Below are 14,026 nucleotides of genomic sequence, written 5' to 3'. Positions count from 1 at the left end.
GCGGCGATGTCGCAGTGGCGCGGACGGGTTTGGAGTAGCGGGTTTGGACTGGTTGCAGGCGATCGTTCTCGGGCTGGTCCAGGGGCTGACCGAGTTCCTGCCGATTTCGTCGTCGGCGCACCTGCGGGTGGTGTCGACGTTGGGGTGGGGGACCGACGCGGGTGCGTCGTTCACCGCGGTGACCCAGTTGGGGACCGAGTTGGCGGTGCTGATCTTCTACGCGAAGAAGATCGGGCAGCTGGTCGGCGCGTGGTTGCGGGGGTTCACCAGCGCTGAGGCGCGGCGCACGGACGAGTACCGGATGGCGTGGTATGTGATCATCGGGTCGTTGCCGGTGGCGGTGCTGGGTGTGGTGCTCAAGGACGAGATCCGGTCGTCGTTCCGGAACTTGTGGATCACCGCGACGGTGATGATCGTGTTCGCGGTGGTGCTGGCGGTGGCCGATGAGGTCGGCAAGCAGGTGCGCAGCGCGTTGACGATGCGCGACAGCTGGACGATGGGGTTCGCGCAGGCGTTGGCGTTGGTGCCGGGTGTGTCGCGGTCGGGTGGGACGCTGACGGCGGGGTTGTTCCTGGGGTTGGAGCGCAAGGCGGCGACGGACTACTCGTTCTTGTTGGCGTTGCCCGCGGTGTTCGGTGCGGGGATTTTCAGCATTCCGGACGTGATGGACAAGACGGGTCCGGGGCCGCACGCGTCGACGGCGCAGATGATCGTGGCGACGGTGATCGCGTTCGTGGTCGGGTACGCGACGATCGCGTGGTTGTTGCGGTACGTCGCGAAGCACACGTACTCGGTGTTCGTGTGGTATCGGATCGTGTTGGGTGTGGTGTTGATGGTGTTGCTGGCCACGAACGCTATTCCGGCAACGTAAGGTCGGGATCATGGCCACGGTGATCCTGTTACGGCACGCCCGCTCGACGGCGAACGGTTCCGGTGTGCTCGCCGGGCGGACCCCGAAGGTCGCGTTGGACGACACGGGCGTGCAGCAGGCCGCGAAGCTGGTGGAGCGGTTGGCGGATGTGCCGGTGGCGGCGATCGTGGCGTCGCCGCTGCTGCGGTGCAAGCAGACGGTCGCGCCGTTGGCTTCGGCGCGCGGTCTGCGGGTGGTGACGGACGCGCGGTTGTCCGAGGTGGATTACGGGGAGTGGACGGGCCGCAAGTTGTCGGTGCTGGGCAAGGAGCCGTTGTGGCGTGTGGTGCAGCAGCACCCGTCGGCAGCGGTGTTTCCCGGTGGTGAGGGTTTGGCGAACGTGCAGGCCAGGGCGGTGGCGGCGATCCGGGCGCAGGACGCGCGGGTGACGCAGGAGCACGGTGCGCACGCGGTGTGGATCGCGGTGAGCCACGGTGACGTGATCAAGTCGGTGCTGGCGGACGCGTTGGGGCAGCATCTGGACGCGTTCCAGCGGATCGTGGTGGATCCGGCGTCGGTGTCGGTGGTGCGGTACACCGACACGCGGCCGTTCGTGCTGCGGACCAACGACAACGGTGGTGACCTGGCGAGTGTGGTGCCGCCGAAGCCGAAGAAGAACGCGAGGAAGTCCGGGTCGGACGCGGTGGTCGGCGGGTCGACCGGGAAGTAGCCGGATGTGCCCGATGTGATGGCGGGGCGCTGGCGTTTCGGCCAGAGTGGTGCGGATGGCCGAGAATCGTGAGCGGGTCAAGCGGGAGTTGTCCGACCGGTTACGCCGGTTGCTCGCCGGTGATCGCGGCGCGGTCACCGACACCGCTGCAGGGATCTGGCCAGGCAATGGGACCACCTGCTGGCGTGTGTCCGCGCCATACCCGGGTTCGCCGGGTTCCTGCGACCCGCGCCGTTCGGTGAACTGTGCCACGCCGCCGCGGCTGGTCCCGTCGTGATCGTCAACGCCAACCGGTTCCGCTCCGACGCCCTGGTGGTGACCACCGATGCCGTCGAGGTCGTGCCCCTGCCCGCGTTGGACGCCGACACGGCCGACGACTGGGCCTACCGGTGCCTCGGCGCGGCCGCGGAGTTGTCCCGAGGACCCAGCGGCGCGGCAGACGATCCTCGCCTGCCTGGAGTGGCTGTGGGACGCCGTCGGCAGGACGGTCATGCGCGCCGTGGGGTACACCGGTGTACCCGACGGCGAGTGGCCCAGGATCTGGTGGTCGGCGACGGGCCCGCCGCCACCAGGTCCGCAGTGCTTGACGCCCTGTCGGCGCATTCTCACGTCCACTTCGCTTGCCACGGCGAACAGAACCTGTCGACGCCCAGCGACAGCGCGTTGCACCTCCACGACGGGCCGCTGGCGCTGTCCGACCTGGTCGCCCTGCACCTGCGGGACGCCGGGGTCGCCGTGTTGTCGGCGTGCCGCACCGCGCAAGGCGGTGCGCAGTTGTTCGACGAGGCCATCCACCTCGGTGCGGCGTTCCAGCTCATCGGCTACCGCGACGTGGTCGCCACCGTCTGGCCCGTGCGGGACCGGACTTCCCCGCAGATCGCGGCCGCGGTGTGGCGCGACCCTGAGCACGTGGCCGATGCGGTGCACCGTGTCGTACGAAGCCTGCGTGACCGGCACTGGCGTGACCCCACCGCATGGGCTTGCTTCATACACCTGGGCCGTTAGCCCACGCGGTCGCGGTAGGCCCGTTGCTGACAGGCACGGGAGCAGTAGGCCTTCGGCCTGCCTTTGCCAGTGGGTTCGATCGGTGACCCGCACACCGTGCACGCACGCCCCACCCGAGAATCATCACGACTTTCATCACGGATGAGGGTGTCGATGCCGTCGAGGACCCGGCGCAGGCCGAACTCGAACGGGTCGACGGGCTCGTCGTACCCGCCTTGTTCGTAGATCCGGCGCAGGGTCGGGTACCGGTCCAAGTGCTCGAACAGCGACCCCCGCGAGGTCCAGAACTCCTCGTGGGTCACACCGGTGTCCCGCTCGGCGGTGACTACGTCCACCATCTGACGGGCCGCGCTCTCCACGAACCCGCCGACGAGGGTCACCACCGCCACGATCTGGGACGGCGCCAGGCCGGTGGTCGCCACCAGCGCCAGCGCCCGTTCGAACCCGGCGACCGCGTTGGGTCCCGGCACCGTCCGCGGCCCGCCGGACTCCAGCAGCCAAGGGTGTTGGCGGTACATCGCCAGGCCCGCGCGCGCCCACGCCTCGATGCCGCCGCGCCAGCCCGCCGGATCCCCGGACCGGGTCACGGAAGGCCCGGTGTCAGTTCGCCCGGTGTCAGCCTGGTCATGGCCGGTCGGTTCAGGGGCGGTCCATTCGGGGATGGCCATGACCGCGTCGCGCATCAGGTCGAGCAGTTCGGCCTTGCCCGGCACGTGCCGGTAGAGCGACATGGACGTGAAGCCCAGCTGCTCGGCCACCCGGCGCATGGACACCGCGCCGAGGCCTTCGGCGTCCGCGATGCCGATCGCGGCCCGCACGATCGTGTCCAGGTCGAGGCCGCGCCGGGAACCCGTGCCCCACAGCAGTTCGGTCGTGCGTTCCGGATCCGGCACTTGACTCCCCACCTTGTTTATGGTGTATACCTAGAGTATACGCCATAAACATCGAAGGGGACAGTCATGCCGTTCTTCGTCGACCCGTCCGGCGACGACACCGCCGCGGGCACGATCGACCAGCCCGTGGCCACATTACGACGCGCAAGAGAGCTGGCCGGGCCCGGCGGGGTGATCACGCTGCGGGCCGGGACCTACCGCCTCGACGAGCCGGTCACGCTGACCGCAAACGACTCCGGCGTGACGTTTCAGGCCCACGACGGTGAACGGGTCGTGCTCAGCGGCGGCCACGTCATCGGCGACTGGAGCAGGAGAGCCGACGGTGTCTGGACAGCCCCCGCGCGCGGGTTGTCACCCCGCCAGCTGACGGTGTCCGGGCGCCGGGTCCCCCGCGCGTCCCGGACGCTCGAGCAACCCCTGACCCGCACCGACACCGGCTACGTGATGGCCGAGGCGCAGCAGTGGCGTGGCGAGATGGAGATGGTCTACCAGGGTGTGTACCCGTGGTCGCACGCGCGCTGCCCAGTCGAGCGCGTGGAAGGGGCCACGATCACCATGGCCCAGCCCGCGTTCGGCTGGGCGGGCGAGCTCTACCGGTCGGTCATCAGCTGGGACGGCCCGGGCGCGGGGGAGACCCATGGCGTCGACAACCCCACCTCGATCGAGAACAGCCCGGCGTTCCTGACCGAGGGCACGTTCGCGGTCGCCGACGACGTCCTGCACTACCTGCCGCGCGACGGTGACCCCGTCGAGGACGTCACGGTGCCGGTCCTGGACACGTTGGTACGGGCGGACAACGCGCGTGATGTCGTGTTCCGCGGCATCACGTTCGCGGACGCCGCCTGGTCACGGCCGAGTACGTCCGAGGGGTTCCTGCACTACCACGGCAACGGCTACTACGACGGCGGCGAGATCATGACCGTCACCTTCGCCGAGGGCGCGGGCAGCGTCCAGGTCCCGGCCGACGCGGCGAGCATCCCCGGCGCGCTGCGCTTCCACGGCTGCTCGGGCATCACGTTCGACCGCTGTCACCTGACCCGCCTCGGCGGGGTCGCGCTGGAGTTTCAGGGCGGCGCGGGCAATGTCGTGCGCGACAGCGTGGTCGACGTGATCGCCGGGGGCGGGGTGGTGATCGGCGGCGGCGCGCGTGACTGCCGGATCACCGACACCCACATCCACGACATCGGCCTGGACTACCATGGATCACCGGCGATCCTGCTCGCGGGCACGACCGGCACGGTCATCGCGCACAACGAGATCGGCAACGTGCCCCATGCCGGGATCGTGGTCTACGACGGCACGGCAACCCACGTGCTCAACAACTTGGTGCACGACACCATGCAGGTCCTCGCCGACGGCGGCGGCATCTACATCGCGGGCACACAGGGAACCTCGCACGCGAACGGCGCGCTGATCCGTGGCAACGTCGTACGCGACACCATCACGCCGTACAACTTCGCGCTCTACACCGACTACGGCGCCTCATGGGTGACCGTGCAGGGCAACGTCATCCACCGTAACGACAAACCGGTCGTCCTGGAGGTGTCGCCGCCGCTGGAGCAGGTCGTGTTCGTCGGCAACTTCTGGGACAGCGACCCCGGCACGGCTCCTGACGCGGTCACGCTCGCGGACAACACCGTGCTGGCCGAGGCCGAGTTCGCCACCCACGACACGGTCGCCGCCATCGTCGCCGCGGCCGGGCGGCGCGATTAATCAACACCGTTAGGCCTCGTACACCCGGGTCATCAACGCCATCAGCTGCTCGCGTTCCTCCGCGTTGAGCGGTGCGAGCAGCCGCTCGTTGGCCTGCTCGGCCAACTCCGCGCACCGCCGGAGAACGCGTGTGCCCGTGGACGTGACCGTCACGGCGTTCTTGCGCTTGCGGTGCGCGCACTGGGCCCCGCCGGGCGTCTGGTCGCGTTCAGTTCGGGCGGCGGCGTGATCGACGCCTACGAACTGCTGGTGCGAGGAGCCTCGGCGATCAGTTTCCAGATGGCGGCCATCGCCCGCGGCGAACCGGAGACGTACGCGCGATGGCGCGACGAGCTGTGGGATCTCTACCGGGACGGCACGCTCCGCACTCGCGTCCACGCCGAGATCCCGCTCGCCGAGGCGGCCCGCGCCCATGAACTGACCGAATCGCGCAGCGCCATCGGCAAGATCATCCTGCGTCCATGACCATTACCACGGGCCTAGTTCGATCGTCCTGTGACACAGCGGCGCTCACGCCCGGACGAATGACCGCCGGTTCCAGCGAATTCACGTCCGACCCGTATTGAGAGGGGGACCTTTTCCCAGTTTTTCCCACATTCTCCGGTAGGCCGTTTGGCGGCTGACCGAATGTCATCCGGTCGGTACCGTCGGTGATCTGCCCGGGCCTTTCCTCCTGTTCGGGCACTCCCTGCTGCGATCCGGAGGTTGTTTCATGCTGCGGTCACGACGCGGCGTGCTTGTGGGTTCCGTATTCGCCGCCGCACTGATGGCCACGGGTGTCATCAACGCGGTCGGCACCGACACACCGCAGGACGCCCAGTTCATCTACCTGGCCAATCGGACCTTCGATCCGACCAGAACCAGCGCGCGGGCCGCCGCTGCCGAGTCCGGCAACGGCGCGTATCTCGTTCAGTTCCGCGGTGTTTTGACCGACGCCCAGCGTGCGCAATTGCGTTCGCTCGGCGCTCGAATCGGCACATACATTCCAGATTTCGCCTATGTCGTGCGGATGGGCCCGTCGACAAAGAAATCAGTGTCCGAGTTGAATTTCGTGCGCTGGCTCGGCGACTACCAGCCCGCCGACAAGGTCGAGAGCGCGACGGTACCGGCGTCGAGGGCCGCCGGGGCCGGGCAGTACCTCGTCACCCTGGTCGAACCGGACACCACCGACCAGAACGCGGTCGCCGAGCGCGTCCGCCGCGCGGGCGGACAGGTACAGATGATCTCCGAAAGCCGCCAGCACCTGTCGGTCACGGTGGGCGCGGACCAGCTCACCGCGATCAGCGAACTGCCGGAGGTGCTCGCGATCGGCGCGCTGTCCGCGCCCGAGACCGACATCAACACCGCCAGGGAAGCCTCGGGCGCCAACGCGATCGAGACGGCGGGCGGCTACCGCGGGCAGGGCGTCCGCGGCGAGGTGATGGACGGTGGTCTGCGGGCCACCCACCAGGAGTTCCGGGCCCGGCCGCCGGTCATGCACGGCTCGAACTCCACCGACACCAGCCACGGCACCTCGACCTACGGCGAGATCTTCGCCCAGGGCGCGAGCGCGACCCGGCGTGGCTTCCTGCCCGAGGGCCAGGGTGTGTTCGCCACGTACAACAAACCGGACCGGTACGCGCACACGCGTGAACTGGTGGCGCCGACCGGCAACTACCGCGCGGTGTTCCAGAGCAACAGCTGGGGCAGCTCGCTGACCACGGCGTACACGACGGTGTCGGCGGCGATGGACAAGATCGTGTTCGACCACGACATCCTGATCTGCCAGTCGCAGTCCAACGCGGGCACCCGCAGCTCGCGGCCGGAGGCGTGGGCGAAGAACGTCCTGTCGGTGGGCGGGCAGTACCACCGCAACACGTTGACGCGCACCGACGACGCGTGGAACCGCGGCGCGAGCATCGGCCCGGCGGCGGACGGCAGGCTGAAGCCGGAGCTGTCGAACTACTACGACGCGATCGACACGACCTCGTCGTCGAGTGACACCTCGTACACGACGTCGTTCGGCGGTACGAGCGGCGCGACGCCGATCACGTGCGGCAACGCGGGTCTGCTGTTCCAGATGTGGGCCGACGGTGTGTTCGACGGCGCGCCCGGCAAGGCGCGTGACGTGTTCACGTCCCGGCCGCACGCCTCGACGGCGAAGGCCCTGCTGGTGAACACCGCCAACCAGTACCCGTTCAGCGGCACCGGGCACGACATGACCCGCACCCACCAGGGCTGGGGCAGCGCGAGCGTGGGCAACGCCTACACCGTGGCCAAGGCCAACGGCTGGAAGTTCCCGGTCCTGGTCAACGAGACGGACCTGCTGACGCAGGGCCAGACCAAGAGCTACACGGTGAACGTGACAGCGGCGAAGCCGTTGAAGGCGACGCTGGTGTACACCGATCCGGCCGGTAGCCCGACCGCGTCGGTGGCGCGCGTGAACGACCTGACCCTGCGCGTGACCGCACCGAACGGCACGGTGTACTACGGCAACAACGGCCTGTCGGCGGGCACCCAGTCCACAGCGGGTGGTTCACCGAACACAGTGGACACCGTGGAGAACGTGCTGCTGGACTCCGCGGCGCCCGGAGCGTGGAAGGTCGACGTGCTCGCCACGCAGATCAACGCGGACGGTCACGTGGAAACGACGGCGACGGACGCGGACTACGCGCTGGTCGTGCAGTAGGACCGCAGGTCTGCCCCGCGCGAACCGTGTGTTCGTGCGGGGCAGACACGCACGGTGACAGGTAGGCTCTCTGTCGGGTTCGCACGCCATGCCAGGCTCGGTGGGCAACGTGAGGAGCAGCCGTGACCGCGATGGAACAGCTGCCGACTGATCTGGACACACATCTGTGCACAGTCGGTGAGTACGCAGCGCTCGGCGAGACCGACTACTGGAGCGAACTGCAGGAAGGCAAGATCGTCGTGTCGCCGAGCCCGACCTCGGAGCATTCGATGGCGTGTTCTGAGCTGGGAGTCCAGTTGCGTCCTCAGCTCCGCCGAACCTGGTGTCCCTGCTCGACATAGATGTCGATCTCGAGCTCGTGCCCGGGGACCAACCGGGGACCGTTCGCAGGCCCGATCTGATCATCGTCGATCGTGCGGATCGCAAATGGGCCCGTGCCGAGCGGCGGGTACTTCGGGCCTCTGAGGTGCTGCTCGTCGTGGAGACCGTGTCGCCCGGTTCTCGCCGGATGGACTACAGGATCAAGCGGGACGAGTACGCGGACGCCGGGATCCGTCATTACTGGATTCTCGACCTCGACGAGCCGGTTTCCTCGCTGGCGTTTCGGCTCACCGACGAGTTCGGATACGTCGCCAACGGTGAAGCCGCCGGCAAGTTCTCGACCTCGGAGCCGGTTGCGCTGGACGTCGATCTGACCGCGTTGCTGGACTGATCAGCTGTCGAGCTGGGGGATGACCTTCTCGCCGAACAGCCTGATCGCGGCGAGCACCTCGTCCGGTGGCAGCCCGCCGATGTCGATGAGCACCAGGTGCGCGTCCAACCCGAGCAGCTTCTGCTGGGCGTTGAGCCGGTCGGCCACTTCCTCCGGCGTCCCGCAGATCGCGGCGCCCTCCATCAGCCGGTCCACGTCGACGGACGCCCCATCGCCACGCCACGGGCTGGCGAACTCCGCATACGCCCGCAGATACGGCTTCCAGCGTTCCCGCGCGCCGGAGTCGGCGACGTAGACGTGGCTGGGCATGGCGACCCGGCCGGAGGTGAAGCTGCGGTAGCGGGCCACGACGTCGGTGTACACGCTGGGGTCGCGCAGGGTGCTGGGCAGCATGAGGGGCATGCCGAGTTCGGCGGCGAAGTCCGCGGAGTTCGCCGATCCGCTGCCGACCCACAGCGTCGGGTGTGGTTGCTGGATCGGGCGGGGTGTGGTGGTGACGTTGCGCAGGGGGCTGCGGAAGTCGCCGTGCCAGGTGACGTCGCGTTCCTGCAGCAGTTGCAGCAGCAGCCGCAGGTATTCGTGGAACCGGGGCCGCAGGTCCGATGGGGAGATGCCGAAGGCGACATCGGTTTCGGTCGACACGCCCCTGGCGACGATGAGTTCGGCTCGCCCGCCGGACAGGACGTCGAGGGTGGCGAGTTCTTCGGCGACGCGGACCGGGTCCCGGTGGGCCAGCAGGGTGACGCCGGTGGACAGCCGCAGGGTGCTGGTGCGGGCCGCGATGGTGGCGAGCAGGAGTTCCGGTGCGGAGACGATGTAGTGGGTGAAGTGGTGTTCGCCGATGGCGACGCCGGTGAACCCGGCTTGTTCGGCGACGACCGCCTGGTCGACCATGGCGCGGATGCGGTCCGGTTCGGACAGTGTCCGTCCGGTGCGTGGGTCCGGCAGGTGATCCCCGAGGATCAGCAGGTAGACGTCCACGGGAAAAGATCCTACCTGTGGGTGGGGCGTGGCCAGGCCCACCCACAGTGGCGTGGCTAGATGTGAGCGCACTGGCCCACGCGGGGGCCGGTGATCGTGTTGGCCAGTCCGTTGTTGGCCGGTGGTGGGGTGTTGCCGGTGCAGGCGATGGGGCCGGTGACGCGGGACGAGCCGATGACCGGGCCGGTGTTGTCCACCAGGGACACGGGCCCGGCGACGGTGGTGGCGCCGATGGTGAGTTCACCGCGGGTTCCGGCCAGGCTCACCGGGCCGGTGACCCGGGTGCCGATCAAGGCGACGGCGGCGGCCTGGTCGCCGGTGACCGGTCCGGTGATCGTGCTGCCGAACGCGTACAGCGAGCCGCCGGCGTCGATCTGGACGGGGCCGATGACGACGGCGTCGGTGAGGCAGAGCACGCCGGTGACGCGCAGGGGCCCGTGGTGGGTGCCGGTGATCGTCTGGGTACAGCCCGGGGTGGGTTTGGCGAGAAACTCCAGTTCCGCGACGCCGGACGGGCGGCTGAACTCGAGCCGGTAGTGGGTGTAGCGGCTGGGTTTGGCGAGTTTGAACGGCTTGGTCTGCTGGCGCCACGCGAAGCCCTGGGCCGTGCGGGTGTCGACCACGGCCCAGTGTTCGCCGTCGAAGGAGCCTGTGAGCACCCAGTCACGGGGATCGGCGGCGGCGGTTTTCCCGGAGGTCACGGTGTAGAAGTCGACGACGTCGTGTGGACGGGGCGGGGCGAAGTCGACGGTGGTGGCAGTCGCTTCGGTCTGGGAATTGTTGTCGAACAGCGGCCCGGTCAGGTTCGAGGTGTCACGCAACGGTTTGGCGACCTGGTCGCCGGTGGTCAGCGAGGGTGGGGCGGCGTCGGCGCCGCCGCCCCACGTGGAGGGCGCGGGGCCCATGTCGAAGTCGAGTGTGGCGCCGCCGGTGAGCAGGTCGTGGGTGAGGTAGGTCTTGTCGTGGGGCGCGCCGTTGACCTTCAGGCTTTGGACGTAGATGTTCCGCCGGGAGTTCTTCGGTGCGTTGATGACGATCCTGCGGCCGTTTTCCAGGTTCACCGTGGCTTTGGTGAACAGGGGTGAACCGATCGCGTACGTGGGTGCGCCCATCTGCAGCGGGTAGAACCCGAGTGCGGAAAACAGCCACCACGCGGACATCTCCCCGTTGTCCTCGTCGCCGGGGTAGCCCTGGCCGATTTCGCTGCCGAGGTAGAGGCGGCTGGTGACGTCGCGGACCTTCTGCTGGGTCTTGGCCGGCTGGCCGGCGTAGTCGTACATGTACGGGATGTGGTGCGACGGCTGGTTGCTGTGCCCGTACTGGCCCATGCGCACGTCGCGTGCTTCGAGCATTTCGTGGATGGTGCCGCCGTAGGAGCCGGGGAACCGGGCGGTTTCGGGTTCGGTGAAGAACGCGTCGAGCTTGGTGGCGAGTTCGACGCGGCCGCCGTAGAGGTTGGCCAAGCCTTGGCCGTCGTGGGGGACGGTGAAGGCCATGTTCCAGCCGTTGGTCTCGGTGTAGTCGTGGCCCCATTCGCGCGGGTCGTACGTGTCGGGCGTGGCGCGCCACGCGCCGTTCTCGGTTTTGCCTTGGAAGAAACCGACGGCGGGGTCGAACAGGGTGACGTAGTTCTGGGCGCGGTTGCGGAAGTACTCGGCGTTCTCGAGGTATTCCTGTCTGCGTGGGTCGCCCGGCGTGGTTATGTCGGCGAGTGCCTTGGCCATCTGCGCGATGCCGAAGTCGTTGATGTAGCCCTCCAACGCCCACGACATGCCTTCGCCGGTGGAGGTGGGGGTGTAGCCGAGGAAGATGGACCTGTCGATGCCTTTGCGGCCGACGCTTTGGTGGGGTGGTGTGACGGTGGCGTTGCGGATCGCGGCGTCGTAGGCGCCGCGGATGTCGAAGTTGGTGACGCCTTTGAGGTAGGCGTCGGCGAAGGCGACGTCGGAGCTGGTGCCGGTCATCAGGTTGGCGTAGCCGGGCGAGGACCAGCGCGAGATCCAGCCGCCGTCGCGGTACTGCTGGACGAACCCGTCGATCATCGCACCGGCCTGGGTGGGGGTGAACAGGGTGTAGGCGGGCCAGGTGGTGCGGTAGGTGTCCCAGAAGCCGTTGTTGACGTAGACCTCGCCGTCGACGATCTTGGCGCCGGTCCGGGTCGGGGTGTGCGGGCCGGTGTTGGGCACGAACGGGCTGGCGTAGCGGTGGACCGGGTCGGCGGGGGTGCCGGTGTTCTCGAAGCCGGAGTTGGGGTAGAGGAACAGCCGGTAGAGGTTGGAGTAGAGGGTGGTGAGCTGGTCCGGGGTGGCGCCTTCGACCTCGATGATCCGCAGTTTCGCGTTCCACGCGGCTTGCGCGCGGGCGCTGACGGTGTCGACGGTGTCGGTGGCGCTGATTTCCTGGTCGAGGTTGCGGCGTGCCTGCTCGACGCTCAGCAGTGACGTGGCGATCCGCAGGGTCACGGTCGTGTCGGCCGTGGTGTCGAGTTTGACGTAGCCGGTGACGTTCGGGCCGCCGCCGCCGGGTAGCGCGCCGCTGGCGGTGACGGGTTTGTCGACGGTGGCGTACACGAAGAGCCTGCTCGCGCCCGCGGACAGGTCGCTGCGGACGTCGGAGTAGCCGGTGATGGTGCGGGTGTCGGGGTCGAGGGTGAGGCCGCCGTCGTCGGTGACGTTGTCGAAGATCAGGTTGGCCGCGTCGGTGGTGCCCCGGGGGAAGCCGAACCGCAGCAGCGCGGCGTGGTCGGTGGGGGCGATCTCGGTGGTGACGCCGTTGTCGAACTGGACGCGGTAGTAGTGGGCGGTGGCGGTTTCGTTGCCGTGTTCGAACGGCAACGCGCGGGCGGTGCGGGCGGCGTTGGGGGTGCCGCCGGTCAGCGACGGCATGACCTGGAAGGTTTGCCGGTCGCCCATCCAGGGGCTGGGTTCGTGGCTGGCGGAGAAGGCTTGCAGGGTGGGCCGGTTGTCGGCGTTGTTGCCGCGCGCGTAGTCGTAGAGCCAACTGGTGGAGCCTGCGTTGGTGACGGGGGTCCAGAAGGTGAAGCCGTGCGGGACGGCGGTGGCGGGGAAGTTGTTGCCGCGGGAGAAGGCGTGGGTGGCGTTGGTGCCGCGGGTGGTCAGGACGTGGTCGGCGGGGGTCGCCCTGACCGGGTCGGCGGGCGTGCCGACGATCTTGACGTCGTCCACCCAGCCTTTGAACCCGGTGGGGCCCTTCGGGTTGTCGTAGGCGAGCAGGATCCGGTCGACGGTCTTGCCCGCGGCGACGGTGCCGATGTCGGCCGCGACGTGGTTCCACTGCTGGGTGTAGAGGGTGCGGGACGCGGCCTGGCCCTGCGGGGTCAGCGGGTTGCCGTGCTGGTCGAGGGCGCCCAGGTCGCTGAGGTAGGTGCCGTCGGTGAACGCGAGGTCGATGGCGGCGTGGGTGCTGGGGTAGGTCAGGTCGTCGAGCAGGAACTCGGGGAACAGCAGGTAGGACAGCCGCGTGGTCGAGGTGACGACAACGTTGATGTCGAACACCTTGTTGTACGAGTAGGCGCGGCCGGTGGCGGTGTGGGTGCCGACATAGCGCAGGGCCTTGCGTCCAGTGAACCCGGCTTTGGGTTTGGCGGTGAACGCGCTGGTGGGGCCGTCGCCGACGGCGGTGCTCATGTTCGGTGCGACGGCGATGCGGGTTTCGGCCTGCGGGGTGGTCCCGGAGAACTGGACCTCGGCGAGTTGCAGGATGTCCGCGCCGTTGTTGGCGGTGAACTCCAGCCGGTAGTGCCGGTGTTTCGCGCCGCCGGTGAACGTGTACTCGTTGGTCTGGAAACGCCGGGCGAACGTCTGGCCGGTGCGGGTGTCGAGCGTGGTCCAGCTGTGGCCGTCGTCGGAGGCCTTGAGGATCCAGTCGCGGGGGTCGCGGCCGGCGGCGTCGTTGGCGGAGGTAAGGGCGTAGCGGACGACGTCGACGGGTTCAGTGAACGTGAACTGGACCCACCCGGTGCGTTCGAACACGAGCCATTTCGTGCCGGGGTCGTGGTCGACGAGGTTTTCCTTGACCTCGCCGGAGCCGGAGTTCTCGCCGTTGGCGGTGACCGCGGCGACCTTGTCGGTGATGTCGCCGGGGATGCGGGTGGGGTCGTCGCCGGTGACGCCGGAGGCCTTCTCGGCGGTGTCGGTCCAGTCCGGCCGCGGGTCACCGGGTTCGAACGACGAGGCGAAGTCGGTCGGGCCGCTCGGCTGGGCGGCGGCCGGGGTGGCCAGCATGGTGGTCACCAGTGTCACGCCGACGGCAGCGGCCGCCACGCGTGTGATCGCAGGTCTCGGCCAGCCGGTCCGGCGTTGCTCCATGAGCGTGCCTCCGCGGTGAGGTGCGTACGGCCCTGCGGGGCCAGGCCACAGGACAACTCACGGCTGACATCGATGTCAATACGTCGTTGTGGACCTGCCGCCATTTCGACCGTCGAGTGGGCCACCTGGCCTACACCGTTGAGGCT

Annotated in this window: 13 protein-coding genes; 9 read left to right on the top strand and 4 right to left on the bottom strand. The window is 68.6% G+C overall.

Features of this window, described 5'->3' with window-relative positions; translation table 11 throughout:
- Positions 1-43 precede the first annotated feature (43 nt).
- From ALI144C_RS24505 to ALI144C_RS24490, 4 genes are read left to right on the top strand one after another with little or no spacing between them, the layout of a single operon-like run.
- On the top strand, positions 44-871 hold the full coding sequence (locus ALI144C_RS24505; RefSeq protein WP_193441223.1) for an undecaprenyl-diphosphate phosphatase: 828 nt from the start codon (positions 44-46) through the stop codon (positions 869-871).
- 10 nt (positions 872-881) lie between these two features.
- Entirely contained in the window at positions 882-1,580 is a 699-nt protein-coding gene (locus ALI144C_RS24500; protein WP_076989468.1) for a histidine phosphatase family protein, read from the top strand.
- Positions 1,581-1,635: 55 nt separating this feature from the next.
- Positions 1,636-1,857 carry a hypothetical protein gene (locus ALI144C_RS55705; RefSeq protein WP_076989467.1) on the top strand — a complete coding sequence of 74 codons (222 nt, stop codon included), beginning with the start codon at positions 1,636-1,638 and terminating at the stop codon, positions 1,855-1,857.
- Positions 1,854-2,585 carry a CHAT domain-containing protein gene (locus ALI144C_RS24490; protein WP_076989466.1) on the top strand — a complete coding sequence of 244 codons (732 nt, stop codon included), beginning with the start codon at positions 1,854-1,856 and terminating at the stop codon, positions 2,583-2,585. Before ALI144C_RS55705 ends, ALI144C_RS24490 begins: the two co-directional genes overlap by 4 nt.
- Here the strand turns inward: ALI144C_RS24490 and ALI144C_RS24485 are convergent.
- The gene (locus ALI144C_RS24485) at positions 2,582-3,490 is read right to left on the bottom strand and encodes a TetR/AcrR family transcriptional regulator (RefSeq protein ID WP_076989465.1); all 909 of its coding nucleotides are present in this window, start codon (positions 3,488-3,490) and stop codon (positions 2,582-2,584) included. The two genes, ALI144C_RS24490 and ALI144C_RS24485, sit on opposite strands and share 4 nt — an antisense overlap.
- A gap of 54 nt (positions 3,491-3,544) precedes the next feature.
- On the opposite strand from ALI144C_RS24485, the gene ALI144C_RS24480 reads away from it, so the two are divergent.
- Entirely contained in the window at positions 3,545-5,191 is a 1,647-nt protein-coding gene (locus ALI144C_RS24480; protein ID WP_076989464.1) for a right-handed parallel beta-helix repeat-containing protein, read from the top strand.
- Positions 5,192-5,200: 9 nt separating this feature from the next.
- Here the strand turns inward: ALI144C_RS24480 and ALI144C_RS56825 are convergent, their stop codons facing one another.
- Complete coding sequence (locus tag ALI144C_RS56825) at positions 5,201-5,344, bottom strand: hypothetical protein (protein ID WP_202819050.1); 144 nt, start codon at positions 5,342-5,344, stop codon at positions 5,201-5,203.
- Positions 5,345-5,362: 18 nt separating this feature from the next.
- Here ALI144C_RS56825 and ALI144C_RS24475 point away from each other — a divergent pair, with 18 nt between their 5' ends.
- The 4 genes from ALI144C_RS24475 (at position 5,363) to ALI144C_RS24465 (ending at position 8,571) form a co-directional block, all read left to right on the top strand.
- Complete coding sequence (locus ALI144C_RS24475; protein ID WP_076989463.1) at positions 5,363-5,656, top strand: zinc-binding dehydrogenase; 294 nt, start codon at positions 5,363-5,365, stop codon at positions 5,654-5,656.
- A gap of 247 nt (positions 5,657-5,903) precedes the next feature.
- Positions 5,904-7,859, top strand: coding sequence for a S8 family serine peptidase (locus tag ALI144C_RS24470; protein ID WP_076989462.1), 1,956 nt, complete (start codon positions 5,904-5,906; stop codon positions 7,857-7,859).
- Between the two features lie 122 nt (positions 7,860-7,981).
- Complete coding sequence (locus tag ALI144C_RS57685) at positions 7,982-8,200, top strand: hypothetical protein (RefSeq protein ID WP_237774289.1); 219 nt, start codon at positions 7,982-7,984, stop codon at positions 8,198-8,200.
- Complete coding sequence (locus ALI144C_RS24465) at positions 8,182-8,571, top strand: Uma2 family endonuclease (RefSeq protein WP_237774288.1); 390 nt, start codon at positions 8,182-8,184, stop codon at positions 8,569-8,571. The genes ALI144C_RS57685 and ALI144C_RS24465 overlap by 19 nt, the downstream gene beginning before the upstream one ends.
- Here the strand turns inward: ALI144C_RS24465 and ALI144C_RS24460 are convergent, their stop codons facing one another.
- Both ALI144C_RS24460 and ALI144C_RS24455 read right to left on the bottom strand, forming a co-directional pair.
- Positions 8,572-9,552, bottom strand: coding sequence for an LLM class flavin-dependent oxidoreductase (locus tag ALI144C_RS24460; RefSeq protein WP_076989461.1), 981 nt, complete (start codon positions 9,550-9,552; stop codon positions 8,572-8,574). It abuts the gene before it with no gap.
- Positions 9,553-9,608: 56 nt separating this feature from the next.
- Positions 9,609-13,880, bottom strand: a complete 4,272-nt coding sequence (locus ALI144C_RS24455) for a GH92 family glycosyl hydrolase (RefSeq protein WP_076989460.1) — start codon at positions 13,878-13,880, stop codon at positions 9,609-9,611.
- Positions 13,881-14,026: the final 146 nt, after the last annotated feature.

Origin of the sequence: Actinosynnema sp. ALI-1.44, assembly GCF_001984155.1 — a bacterium.
Classification (GTDB): Bacteria; Actinomycetota; Actinomycetes; order Mycobacteriales; family Pseudonocardiaceae; genus Kibdelosporangium.
Note: the sequence above shows the minus strand (reverse complement) of the source record. Positions and strands in the feature narration are given on the sequence as shown.

Coding starts and splice junctions, on each gene's coding strand:
- ALI144C_RS24500 (WP_076989468.1), top strand. CDS start 882: ATGGCCACGGTGATCCTGTTACGGCACGCCCGCTCGACGGCGAACGGT.
- ALI144C_RS55705 (WP_076989467.1), top strand. CDS start 1,636: ATGGCCGAGAATCGTGAGCGGGTCAAGCGGGAGTTGTCCGACCGGTTA.
- ALI144C_RS24480 (WP_076989464.1), top strand. CDS start 3,545: ATGCCGTTCTTCGTCGACCCGTCCGGCGACGACACCGCCGCGGGCACG.
- ALI144C_RS24470 (WP_076989462.1), top strand. CDS start 5,904: ATGCTGCGGTCACGACGCGGCGTGCTTGTGGGTTCCGTATTCGCCGCC.
- ALI144C_RS24455 (WP_076989460.1), bottom strand. CDS start 13,880: ATGGAGCAACGCCGGACCGGCTGGCCGAGACCTGCGATCACACGCGTG.